The following is an 11,476-nucleotide window of genomic DNA, read 5'->3' as shown; positions in this document are numbered from 1 at the left end:
TGTCTCAGTCTCTTTTCATACTATTTTATATACCATTGCTACATTTCGCCTAATGAACTTTCTTAAACTCTTGAAACCATCACCTTGTCTACACGAAACTGATCCATATCAACCACTTCCAATAACAAATCCCCTACGCGAACTTCATCTTTTACTTTAGGAATTTCTCCCTTTTGGCTGGTGATAAAACCACCAAGGGTATGAAAATTTTTATTGCTCGTTAGGTTTTCGACTCCTTCAAGGTCGAAATACCTCACAAATGTGTCGATTGGAATCAGCCCGTCTGCAAGCCAAGAATTTTCGTTACGCTGGACAATTTGAAGCTCTGTTTCGTGCTCTTCTGGCATCTCACCAATAATATGTTCAAATACATCGTGAAGAGTAACTAATCCTTCCACCCCTCCATATTCATCGATTACAATCGCTTCGTGGTGTGCAGATTTCTTCAACATCTCCATCGCTTGAAAAGCTTTCATTGATTCAGGAAGAATGATTGTTTGACGTATACATTCTGTCAAGTCAAAATGTTCATCAGATACTAGCTTTGCAAACATGTCTTTCGCATGAACAATTCCTTTAAAATTATCAAGCGTTCCCTCTCCTACAGGAAACCTAGAATATGAATTTTCTTTCATTATCTTGATGTTTTCCTCTAATGGATCTTCTAAATCAAGCCATACGAGCTGAGGGCGTGGTGTTAAAATATCGCCTAATCGCTTATCTCCTAAGTAAAAGATTTGTTCCACAAGATCTTGTTCAATGGATTCAACAACTCCGCTATATACGCCTTGTTCAATCAGCTGAGTAATCTCTTCTTCCGTTACATCTGGCTCATCATTTGGCTTTACTCTCAGCACTTTTAATACAAACTCTGTTGATTTACTTAAGATAAAGATAAGAGGTTTACCAATTTTTGAGAAGTAATACATTGGCTTTGCCACAATCGATGCCGTTTTTTCTGGATTGTTTAATCCAATTCGCTTTGGGACCAGTTCCCCAATAATTAACGACAAGTATGTAGATAGACCTACCACAATGATAAAGCTTAACTGATAGCTAAACGCAGACAAAGCATCAATTCGTTCTACATAGCCTGACAGCTGCCCAGCAATTGTGGCTCCACCAAATGCCCCCGTTATTACACCAATTAACGTAATTCCAATTTGAATGGTTGATAACAGCTGGTTTGGGTCCTCAGCAAGCTTTAACGCATACGCAGCCCTGCGATCACCTTGTTCTTTTAATTTTTCAAGTCGATTCTTTTTAGATGTTACAATTGCAATTTCGGTCATCGCAAAGAGTCCGTTTGCAACAATAAGGATTAAAACAATAACGATTGAAACCCAAATACTATTCAAGAGTTTTTCACCGACCTTTAATGTAATGATATACAGTTAACTTACCCGCTTGAACAATAAGTAATACCATTACGTTTATTTGTTATGGTATAGTCAGAAGAGTAACCACTACTCTTCTTCTCACTTTATTTATGTAAAGAGTAACAAAATGCCTTTTTATCAATAACGGTGTTAAATTAATTCAAACTCTGCTCCTTCTGGATAAAGCGCCACGTATTCATCGCTGTCATCATCTAAATAGGCAATCTTTGCACCTTCAAGTAAGTTGTTCTTTTCAAGATTTTCGATAATAGTTTGAGTGGCTTTCTCGGGGTCAATCACATAGTTTACAATATTCGCTGTGCCACTTCCAATGTCTCCACCATCGCAGAAGCCATTACCTGTCCACCCTAAGCATTCATTCATTAAATCCTCAACGTGATGTCTCTTATCAAGTACTTCTTCCATTTCCCCATCTTCATAGCTATACTGTACAACCAGCTCGATAAGCTCATCTTCATCTATGTAATCATAGCCTTCATCAACTTTTGCTTCTGCGAGAGCTTCCATTATTTTTTCAGCGTTATGAAGTCGTGATAGCTTTTTTTCTTGCATCTCACCTACATCTCCAACTTGTCCAAAATGAATCAATAAAGACTTCTCATCTTCCCAAACTTCCCAATAAAGCAGCTCATCGTTTACTTCTTTCAGCATCTTGATCAAGACCCTTACCCCCTATATGACTTTTGTTAAGTAAATTATACTATGTATTTCGAAAATTTTTTTACTATTTTTTCTGATTACAAACTAAAATAGTCACTGTTACTTTACAAAATATGAGGTTGTTAAGTGACCGTGCTTCACACAAACCGTACATCAATCAGCTCACTTAATTTCATTTTACGTTTGGCTCCTAATGCATCGTCAATAAAAACAAAAAGGGCCCTCAATGAATCGACAAACTGAATGAATCCTGTTTCCGTTATATAATGACCTTGCTTGTAGTATGTAAGATAAACTTTTCGATTTGCATGTAATGCTTCAATTAAAGTAAAGTTCATGTGCTCTATTTGATCTTCGGCTAAAACTGGCTGTGAAACTTCCAATTGTTTATTAATTATGTTTTGTATACCTATATATTGCTCTGGCATTGTTGCAAATGGTCGCCATTTTTTCATTCCCTTTTTGTGCTTTCTTGACTAAATTATTAATTCGAACTCACCCTTTCCTTTCTCCCTATACTTATTAGACACAGAAACATTGCTTTTGGCTTGTTTTTTAAAATAAAAGAGACAAATGATAAAAAACCCTAAATTCTTTCTCTAACTCAAAGAATTTAGGGTTAAATAAATATTGTTTAAACCTTCAGTAAACCTCGAAAACCTCGCGCAGCATAGTAAGAGTCCGCTCCGTTATGGTAGACAAAGACTGTGTCATAGCGACGATCACAAAAGATAGCTCCACCACGCTTTCTAATAGGGTCTGGTGTTTGTACCCAACTCGATGTTTTATTATCAAAGCTTCCAAACTCCTGTAGATATCGATATTGTTCTTCCGTTAAAAGGTCAATTCCCATATCCGTAGCCATATCAATAGCCGTATTTTCAGGCTTGTGCTTCTTTCTTGATTCCAGCGCTTCACGATCGTAACAAACGCTTCGACGTCCTTTTGGACTTTCTACTGCGCAATCATAGAACGTGTATACATCCGTTTCTGTATCATAATCAATCACATCTGGCTCGCCGCCAGTTCGCTCCATTTCATGAAGGGACCAGAGCTTTTCAGGATTTGTTTTGAGCTTTGCTTCTACTTTGCTCCATTCAAGCTCTGGATGACGATCTATATTTTTTTCAAAACGTTCTCTCAATACTGTAATAATTTCTTCACTCTGTTCAGGTGACAACTGCTTTTCGTTATTTGTCATATTAAAGCCTCCTTGGCAACTCTCGAAATAGCTTCATAAAAAAATAAAGGTAAAGACGAACATATTTATTATACTAGCTTATTTTCTAACCAGTAAGAAGGTTTCCTTCCCAAATATTATTTTTTCACAAATGCATTTACTGTTTACTTCTTCTCTGCCATGCTACAACTGGAATCAATAACAATGAAAGCATCCCCCCAACTAGTGATAACGTGGGAAAGCTTGAACCTGCTACAATCACTCCTGATAAAGCTCCACCTGCAGCTCCTAACATGAACGGACCTGTAAGAGATGGAAACCCGATTGACTGGGCAAATTCTCCCGTCACGCCTACTAAGTTAGGACCCGCTACGGCACCGAATGTCGTAAACACCATTGTCGTACTAATCGCTGTGGCTCGCTGCTTGCTGTTGGCTAAGTCTGTGCCCGCATAGCGAGCTTGCAGATTTGTAGCTGTGCCTGCTCCGTATATTAGCAACGAAGCAAATAACAGTACAATACTGTTTAGAATAGCTGCCAATATGACCCCAACTGCACCGATACCACCAAAGAGAAAGCCAGTTGATAGCCCAATACGCCGTCCATATCGTTGTGAAAGTCTGCCCACTAGCAGCGCTGCTCCGGCTGATCCAAAAGTTAATAACGCAGAAGGAACTCCTGCATAAGCTTCTGTTCCTAGCATCTGCTGGGCAATAAGTGCACCAACCGTTACTCCTGCAGCGAGCCCTGCACCGCCAAGTATTTGTGAAATACTAACAATGAATAAAATACGTTTATAGAGCGCTTGTTGCTTTTCTGGTGAGACCACGTAGCTATGTATTTCTTTTGCAGTGCTTATGTTTGTCATAAACTAACTGAACCACCCCTCAAAAAATATGATTACTTACATAAAAAACAGATAATTACTCTTTCTATGATACTATATCTTTACAAAATAAAAGCAGCTCATTTATTACTAAAAAATAATCAATGGAGGTATTTTAGTGGAATTCTCAAAATCTGAATTAGTTGAAGCAAAACGTCAAATTGATTCAACTTTACATAAGCTCAGAGAAACCGTCAAAACGCTAGAAGCAAAAGAAATTCCCAGCAGATATAAATCTCAAATCACTTTAGCTAGGCGACGTATAGATGCATTTGAAATTTCTGTATTCCTTATTGCAAGAGAACTAATGGAACTTGATGAGGAAAGTTAAAGAGACAAAAAAACCCAAAAATCGCACATAACCACGCGAGGTTTGGGTCTTTAGTACATTCTTATTTATGCATACTTTTCAACTTCAATGTCGTCACAGACTCAACGTGAGCCGTATGAGGGAACATATCGACTGGCTGTACGTTTTTTACTTTGTAGTACTTTGAAAGAATTTGGACGTCTTTTGCAAGAGTCGATGGGTTACAAGATACGTACACAACTTTCTTCGGCTTCACTTGTAAAATTGCTTTTAAAAGCTTTTCGTCACAGCCCGTACGCGGTGGATCCACAACAATAACATCCGGCTTCCAGCCTTCACTTACCCATTTTGGTAACCATTGTTCAGCTGGCCCTGTTACATATGTTGCATTTTCAAAGCCGTGATCTTTCGCATTTTTACGCGCATCCACAATTGATTCTTCAATGGTATCCATTCCGCGGATTTCTTTGGCGTCATCCGCTAGCCATAAACCAATCGTTCCAACACCACAGTAAGCATCAACGATTTTTTCTTCTCCTGTTAGCGCCGCTGCTTTTTTCACTTCGTCATAAAGCTTAACGGTTTGCTGAGGATTTAATTGGAAGAAAGCGCGAGCTGATAGTTCAAATGAGATATCTCCTAGCGTTTCTTGAATGACTGGCTTGCCTGCTAGCGTAAACGTTTCATCACCAAAGATTAGCGATGTTTTTTGACCGTTTACGTTTTGAACAACAGATTTCACTTCCGGTAGACAACGTTTGATTTCCTCTAGTAGTAAGTCTTTACGCGGAATATCTTTTTGTGCCGTAATTAAAACAAGCTGCACTTCACCTGTTTCAAATCCAACGCGCGTCACAATTGTACGAACAACCCCACCACGCTTTTTCTCGTCGTACACAGGAATTTTTAAATCTTGTAAAATACGCTTCATTTCTTTTGTCACGTGATTTGTCGCGCGATGTTGAATCGGACAGTTTTCAATGTCAATTAAGCGGTGTGAATTGATTCCATATAGGCCGGCAATGACTTTTCGCTTGTCCATTCCAACTTGAAACTGTGACTTGTTTCGGTAACGCCACGGATCTTCCATACCAATTGTTGATTTGATTTTTGACTCAACGTTTTTCAATGAGCTATGACGTTCAAAGGCTTGTGAGACAATGTCACGCTTTGAATCAAGCTGGCCTTCATACGACAAGTGCTGAAGTTGGCAGCCTCCACACTGCTCATAGATGGGACAGGGCGGGTTAACGCGCTGTGGTGATTTTTTACGAATACGCTTAATACGACCTTCCGCAAAGTTACGCTGTACGTTCGTTGCTTCAACAACTACTTCTTCATCTGGCAGCGCACCAGGAACAAAGACAACTTGGCGTTTGAAGTACCCTACTCCTTCACCGTTAATACCAAGACGCTTAATAGTAAGCGGAAAGGTTTGTCCTTTTTGAACCTTCATTTCTTGTTTAGGTTTATTCATTCTAACAACTCCGATTATAGTTTCTGTTTCTATTTATGCACGGTTTTACCTTTTCATAAAACCGATGATGTTTTTCTTAAAAAAGAACCAAGGCATATTATAACACTTTCACGACAAAAAAACCGACAAGGATTCTTGTCGATTTTAAGGAGTTCGTTGCTCTGTCATATCGGTAGGCTTTTTTTTCTCAATTGGGGCTACTTTTTCACGCTCAAATACGAGGTCATCAATGCTTTTGAACGTATATCCTTCTTTTTGAAGATCACGAATTGCTTTATCAAGCGCTTCGGCGTTATCTTTTGAAACAGTATGAAGAAGTAAAATCGCACCGGGGTGGATTTGAGCCATAATGTTGTCATAGGAATAACGCCAGCCTTTTTGTGCATCCGTCATCCAATCCACAAATGCCAGTGACCAAAAAACGTTAATATAGCCTTCCTCTTTTGATAAAGCCAGCGTTCGTTCACTAAAGACGCCGCGGGGTGAGCGAATGTATTGCATATCATCTCGTCCGGTAATATCTTTGTATTTATCTTCTACTTTTTGTAACTCTTCTTTAAAACGCTTATCGTTTACTTGAGTTAAGTCCGGGTGGTGCCAAGAGTGATTTCCAACAATATGGCCTTCTCGTACCATTCGTTTAATCAGCTTTGGTTGGTCTTTTAGATAATGCCCTGTCACAAAGAACGTTGCCGGTACTTTACGCTTTTTCAACACGTCAAGAACGTCTGCCGTGTAGCCATTTTCATAGCCATTGTCAAACGTAAGATAAATTTCTTTTTTCTTCGTATCGCCAAGGTAAAAAGCTTCATATTTCTTTAAAAGCTTTTCATGGGAAGCTCCTGCATCAGCCGGCTTGTGGTTTTTACTTTTTTGAAATCCCCAGCTAATCGGTTTATTTGAATAGGTTTGTGCTGAGACTGGGATCGTTACGCCTACTAAAACAACGAGGAAAAGGATGAATCTACGCATAACGTGCTCCTTTCCAAAGGTCAGTTTATGCTTAGTATCCATCCTTTTCGTTTACGTATGCTCGCTACTTTTTACCAGTTATTAAAAAACAGGCTCTTTAAATTGCTCAAGTTTTTCAAGCGATGATTTATCAACATCGGCATGTAAGCTATTGCCGTGAGAATCCATCGTTACAACTGCTGTGAATCCTTCAACTTTTAAATGCCACATTGCTTCTGGAATACCAAACTGCATTAAATCCACGCCTTCAACGCTCTTAATGCAATCTGCGTAGTACTGCGCTGCGCCGCCGATTGCGTTTAAATATACGCCTCCGTGCTCTTGTAGAGCCGCTAGGGTTTTTGGTCCCATTCCACCTTTACCGATGACAGCACGAATACCAAATTTCTTCATAATATCACCTTGGTAAGGCTCTTCACGAATACTTGTGGTTGGACCTGCCGCTGCTACCTTCCAGTTGCCCGCATCGTCTTTTAACATAACTGGACCACAGTGGTAAATGATTTGGCCGTCTAAGTCAACTGGCGCATCGTTCGTTGTTAAGTGTTTGTGGATTGCGTCACGGCCCGTATACATCATGCCGTTAATCGTTACCACATCACCTACTTTTAACTCACGAATTTGCTCTTCTGTAATTGGTGCTTGCAGAACAACTTCGCGCGTTTTATTCGCTACTTTATCTTCTGCTTGCTCCGCTTGTTCAGAGAAGTCAATTTCTTCACCTTCTTGGTATAGCCATTCTGTTACGTCACCTGTCGCTGCATTAATCTTAATGCCAAGACGACGGTATGCCCAACAGTTGTACGCAACCGATACGAAGAAGCTTGCTGGGATACGGTTAATAACGCCAACTTTACAGCCAAGAAGCGTTGTTTCACCGCCAAATCCCATTGTACCAATGCCAAGCTTATTGGCATTTTCCATCACATACTCCTCAAGCTCTTTTAGCTGCTCGTTTGAGTTTTCATCGTCTAAGCTTCTGAAAAGCTGCTCTTTTGCTAGCTCATAGCCTGTTGTACGGTCGCCACCGATTCCCACTCCGATGACGCCGGCGCTACAGCCTTGGCCTTGCGCCTGATACACAGAATGCATCACGCATTTACGAATGCCGTCTAAATCACGACCCGCACGGCCCAGTCCTTCAAGCTCACATGGTAAACTGTACTGAATGTTTTTGTTCTCACAGCCGCCGCCTTTTAAAATGAGACGCGCGTCAATATAATCATTTTCCCACTGTTCAAACTTAATAACCGGCGTTCCTGCACCTAGGTTATCACCGCTGTTCGCTCCTGTTAACGAGTCAACGGAGTTTGGACGAAGCTTTCCATCTTTTGTTGCTTCTTCAATTGCCCAATAAATCGCTTTTTTGATTTCAATTTGGTTCACACCAACTGGAGTTTTAATTTTAAATGTCGGCATCCCCGTATCCTGACAGATTGGTGAGATGTTTTCATCCGCCATTTTAATGTTGTTTGTGATTGTTGCAAGTGACATCGCTGCACGCGTGCCCGCATTTTCTTTTGCTTTTGCCGCTGCAATAGCACGTCGCACATCCTTCGGTAGTTTCGTGGATGTTTCAACAATTAGATTGTACATACTCTTTTTTAAAGCTTCAATCATTGTAGATCTCCTCCCGTGTCCCCTAAATAAATGTAAGCGTTTTTTATTTTCAGAAGAGCCGGCCGTTTCCGTTCTTCATTTCACTTTTATTATACTCTCTTGTCTTATAATCTGAAAGGTTTTCCTTGGAATTAGCTGGCTACCAGTTCTTCTGTTTTCTTAGCGTTGTAATGTGTGCAATATGATGTTTTCCATGCCATGCATAGGTTCTAATTACTTCTGCAATGGTCATTGTACCGTTATCAGGATGTTGAATCGTTAATACTCCAATTGGATATTGGTTAAACATACGTTTCTCCCCCCTGACCATTAATCAAAATATGTAGGTACATTCGCTTCTTTAACACAGTCAAACATCTGCTTAATTTGGCTTTCTGTATTACGTTCTACGGATAATGGGGGCAGCTCGTCCTCAGCAAAAAAGCCAACATCACTCGTTTCCATTCCTGACTCGCCACTTCCCCCAGTAATTTCACATTGAATAAATAGCTTATAAACGTGATAAGGTGACGGTGGATGAGGATGACATTTTTTATCTAAAACAGCAAGTAACTTGATGGGCTGAACGTTATATCCTGCTTCTTCTCTCACTTCTTTTACAGCCACTTCTTTAGCCGTTAGACCAATATCAGCCCAGCCGCCAGGAAGTGCCCAGTGGCCATCTAGCTTCTCTTTTACCATAAGAATCTTATTGCCTTTAAAAATGACTGCTCGTACATCCACTTTGGGCGTGGCGTACCCCGTTTCATTCGCAAATAATTCTTTTACTACTTTCTGAGGTGTCCCCGTTTGTTTAGCCATCATTTCTATACTGAGATCTCGAATCATTTCAAAACGCTCAATATCGTACATGTCTTTTGAATAAGTTAATCCTGCCTGTGCAATCGCTTGAAGCTCTTTTGCCCAGTCTAACCACTTTATTTCCATGATTCATCCCCCCCACTTTTTAGCATATCGAATTGATAACGAAACATAAAGATTTTCAATCCATAAAAAAAACGAAAGGACTCTTTAGCCCTTTCGCTTATCTTATTTATTATCGTCGCTCTTTTTAAACTGCTCACACTTTAATTCAAGGTCATCAATCATTGTGATTAACCGATCGATATCTTCAAGCTCCGTTGTTTCAGGTTCAATTGAGTCAAGCACCTGCATAAACATATTTAAACGTTCTTTTAGATAGCGAACTTGTGATTCTGAATCATGTACTGCATTTCCCATCCTTGTCTACACCTTCTCATGATAAATTTAAATGCGCTTTTCTACTTTAATAAAAGAAATAATTTCTTTTATCGTAACGAATGCTTTTGCATTTGACAACTAAAAGCATTTTGATAATAGTTGCTAACTTTTATAAACGATTTTAATGTCAAATGGTTGCTCTCCGCCATTATCTGTTGTTTCTTTCCAATAATAAATTTTTTTAATGATTTCGTGTAAAATTTTATTAGATTTACCAGGGTTAGAGATAGTATCCATAGAAAGTAAAGTTTCTATGTTAGTTTTAACTTTGTTGCATCTCTCTACCTCTAACTTACTCTCTATGGCCTCTATTTGTTTTAATTCATCCATTATTTCAAGTTGGATTTTTTTTATATTTTTTATCTCTTCAGTAGCTTCTTCTGCTTCATAAACACCTATCCTAAACCCTTCCTGCACATTTTTCTTTTGTTTATTTAACTCATCATACTGAAGAGTTAGCTTACTTTGCTTAAATGCTATCTTTTCAAAAAACGCCTCATCTCTATTTATTATGCTCTCAGTGTACTTATTAAGTTCTATTAAATATCTTTTGAGCTCTTTAAACACTTTTTTCTGTACTCGTAAAGCTCTAACCCCATTATTTTTACACCTTGGCAAACCGGATAGTTTATGTTCCAACTTGGCTTTTTGACCTTTTGAAGCATAACAATTAAGAATATAAAGTTCTCGCCCTGATTTGTCTAATGTATTTTTATACTCCCTTTTACTATACTTCATACAAAAAGACAGTGTTTGCTGACAGCAAGAGCACTCTAACAACTTTGATAATGTATATATACCTCTTTGGGATTTTTGAGGTACTTTTCTTTTTTCTAGCCTAATACTTTGAGCTTGTTGAAATACTTCCATACTTACTAAAGCAGGATGAGCACCTTCTACAGTGATTGCACTTTCCTCTTGTAATTTATAACTTACCACTCCTATATATGCCACATTAGAAAGAATGAGCGAAGTAGATCGCGGTGTAAAAACTTTTCCTGCTCTTGTTTTCTTACCTTTAATCGTTAATATCTGACAAATTTCCGCTTGATTTAATTTTCTATTTACATACATATCAAAAATATCTTTAACGGTTTGAGATTCTTTTGGATGAGGCAATAGATGTTTATATTCATCTTTCATATAACCATACGGAGCTATACCAAAATAAACTCCTTTTTTTATAGCATGGATTCTTCCTCTAAGCAGTTTTCTTTTAGTAATTTCTATAAAATGATTATCTATTTCTGTCTGTGTATTTGACTCATTAACATCATCAGCGTTAATAAAATTATAAATTTTATCTAGTGTGTAGAGCAATAATCCTTCAGATTTAGCAAACTCCACAAAAGTTTCAAAGTCTTTCTTATTTCTTGTCAGCCTATCCTGATCTGTAACAAGTACACCATCATAGACATTTTTCTTTAAATTTACAAACATTCGCTTTAATTCAGGTCTATCCCAATCCTCTCCACTCCACTCCTCGGAGAATATTTCATAATCCATATTATTAATTTTTGCGTAATCCGTAAGCAGTTCAACTTGTCTTGCAATCTCAAGAGAGTCATCATTTTTTAATCGTGATTTTCTGACATAAATAGCTACTAACGTTCTTTTCTTTATAGCCATTATGCTATATCTCCTTTCCTCAAGGGATTACAGTTAAATTGGTTATATTTGTAAATTTAATTATATCAAGTTTTATAAAAGATGCAAGATTTATTACATT

General features: G+C 38.5%; 12 protein-coding genes and 1 pseudogene. 1 reads left to right on the top strand and 12 read right to left on the bottom strand.

Annotated elements, in window-relative coordinates; translation table 11 throughout:
- Positions 1-62: 62 nt before the first annotated feature.
- From BFL01S_RS09270 to BFL01S_RS09250, 5 genes and pseudogenes are all read right to left on the bottom strand, one after another.
- Positions 63-1,358, bottom strand: a complete 1,296-nt coding sequence (locus tag BFL01S_RS09270; RefSeq protein ID WP_061785532.1) for a hemolysin family protein — start codon at positions 1,356-1,358, stop codon at positions 63-65.
- A 171-nt stretch (positions 1,359-1,529) separates the two neighbouring features.
- Positions 1,530-2,051 (bottom strand): WGR domain-containing protein, encoded by a 522-nt coding sequence (locus BFL01S_RS09265; RefSeq protein WP_311301623.1) that lies wholly within the window; start codon positions 2,049-2,051, stop codon positions 1,530-1,532.
- A gap of 146 nt (positions 2,052-2,197) precedes the next feature.
- Complete coding sequence (locus BFL01S_RS09260; protein ID WP_025908676.1) at positions 2,198-2,515, bottom strand: YolD-like family protein; 318 nt, start codon at positions 2,513-2,515, stop codon at positions 2,198-2,200.
- Positions 2,516-2,694: 179 nt separating this feature from the next.
- Entirely contained in the window at positions 2,695-3,261 is a 567-nt protein-coding gene (locus BFL01S_RS09255) for a DUF4256 domain-containing protein (RefSeq protein ID WP_061785530.1), read from the bottom strand.
- 232 nt (positions 3,262-3,493) lie between these two features.
- Positions 3,494-4,108, bottom strand: a pseudogene (locus BFL01S_RS09250) (MFS transporter); the annotation flags it as partial.
- Positions 4,109-4,244: 136 nt separating this feature from the next.
- Between BFL01S_RS09250 and BFL01S_RS09245 the strand changes: the two are divergent.
- Positions 4,245-4,457 carry a hypothetical protein gene (locus tag BFL01S_RS09245; protein WP_061785529.1) on the top strand — a complete coding sequence of 71 codons (213 nt, stop codon included), beginning with the start codon at positions 4,245-4,247 and terminating at the stop codon, positions 4,455-4,457.
- A 61-nt stretch (positions 4,458-4,518) separates the two neighbouring features.
- Here the strand turns inward: BFL01S_RS09245 and rlmD are convergent, their stop codons facing one another.
- From rlmD to BFL01S_RS09215, 7 genes are all read right to left on the bottom strand, one after another.
- Entirely contained in the window at positions 4,519-5,913 is a 1,395-nt protein-coding gene (gene rlmD, locus BFL01S_RS09240; protein ID WP_061785528.1) for a 23S rRNA (uracil(1939)-C(5))-methyltransferase RlmD, read from the bottom strand.
- Between the two features lie 144 nt (positions 5,914-6,057).
- Positions 6,058-6,885, bottom strand: a complete 828-nt coding sequence (pdaA, locus tag BFL01S_RS09235) for a delta-lactam-biosynthetic de-N-acetylase (protein ID WP_025908672.1) — start codon at positions 6,883-6,885, stop codon at positions 6,058-6,060.
- An 81-nt stretch (positions 6,886-6,966) separates the two neighbouring features.
- Positions 6,967-8,505, bottom strand: coding sequence for a fumarate hydratase (locus BFL01S_RS09230; RefSeq protein ID WP_061785527.1), 1,539 nt, complete (start codon positions 8,503-8,505; stop codon positions 6,967-6,969).
- 139 nt (positions 8,506-8,644) lie between these two features.
- Positions 8,645-8,794 carry a DinB family protein gene (locus tag BFL01S_RS19940; RefSeq protein WP_174521186.1) on the bottom strand — a complete coding sequence of 50 codons (150 nt, stop codon included), beginning with the start codon at positions 8,792-8,794 and terminating at the stop codon, positions 8,645-8,647.
- A 20-nt stretch (positions 8,795-8,814) separates the two neighbouring features.
- Positions 8,815-9,432 carry an NUDIX hydrolase gene (locus BFL01S_RS09225; protein WP_025908670.1) on the bottom strand — a complete coding sequence of 206 codons (618 nt, stop codon included), beginning with the start codon at positions 9,430-9,432 and terminating at the stop codon, positions 8,815-8,817.
- Between the two features lie 102 nt (positions 9,433-9,534).
- Positions 9,535-9,726 (bottom strand): SE1561 family protein, encoded by a 192-nt coding sequence (locus BFL01S_RS09220; RefSeq protein ID WP_025908669.1) that lies wholly within the window; start codon positions 9,724-9,726, stop codon positions 9,535-9,537.
- A 123-nt stretch (positions 9,727-9,849) separates the two neighbouring features.
- Positions 9,850-11,376 carry a recombinase family protein gene (locus BFL01S_RS09215; protein WP_061785526.1) on the bottom strand — a complete coding sequence of 509 codons (1,527 nt, stop codon included), beginning with the start codon at positions 11,374-11,376 and terminating at the stop codon, positions 9,850-9,852.
- Positions 11,377-11,476: the final 100 nt, after the last annotated feature.

Source organism: Priestia flexa NBRC 15715, from assembly GCF_001591565.1.
Lineage (GTDB): Bacteria > Bacillota > Bacilli > Bacillales > Bacillaceae_H > Priestia > Priestia flexa.
The sequence above is the reverse complement of the archived record's forward strand: the minus strand, read 5'-3'. Positions and strand labels throughout refer to the sequence as shown.